The sequence below is a fragment of the Bartonella sp. AA83SXKL genome (genome assembly GCF_042196965.1).
Lineage (GTDB): Bacteria > Pseudomonadota > Alphaproteobacteria > Rhizobiales > Rhizobiaceae > Bartonella.
This window is the reverse complement of sequence record NZ_JBHIRG010000372.1, coordinates 1-503: the sequence shown is the minus strand read 5'-3', so window position 1 is coordinate 503 and position 503 is coordinate 1. Positions and strand designations below refer to the sequence as shown.

The 503-nt window shown below is 48.3% G+C and carries 1 protein-coding gene; it reads right to left on the bottom strand.

Features of this window, described 5'->3' with window-relative positions; translation table 11 throughout:
- Positions 1-152: 152 nt before the first annotated feature.
- Positions 153-503: hypothetical protein (locus ACFINO_RS11670; protein WP_375656020.1), on the bottom strand; the 351-nt coding region annotated here is incomplete at its 5' end.

Here is a 503-nt window from a genome sequence, read left to right as displayed (position 1 = left end):
ATCAAACAAAAGCTTAACTCTCAAGCGAGCACAAGAACAAACGCATTGGCAATATCGCAGTGTGAAATAATTTTGTTTGGCAGGCAAGTTTTTTACCCTACAGACTATGCACCTACCCCAACACACCACACACCTGCCTTCTCCTCCACGCATCACCTGCCCTCTTCCAAGCACCTCATCTCCAACACGAACAGCAAAACCCAAAGCTTTCCTGCCACACCGACAAATGAAAAAAGCTCTAACCGTTCACAGACAAACACCAAGAATCCCACAAGCTTGCAGATAAATACAAAAAACGCATCCTCTTTCTCAGATCGCACAGCTTCCTCCACACACCACGCGTCTGCTTCAACAGACCACGCTCCCACCCCCACAGACCACACGCTCTCTTCCATGAACTGCATCCTCGAAACGAACAGCAAAACCCAAAGCCTCCCTGCCACACCAGCAAACGAGGAAAGCTCTAACCATTCACAGACAAACACCAAGAATCCCACAAGCTT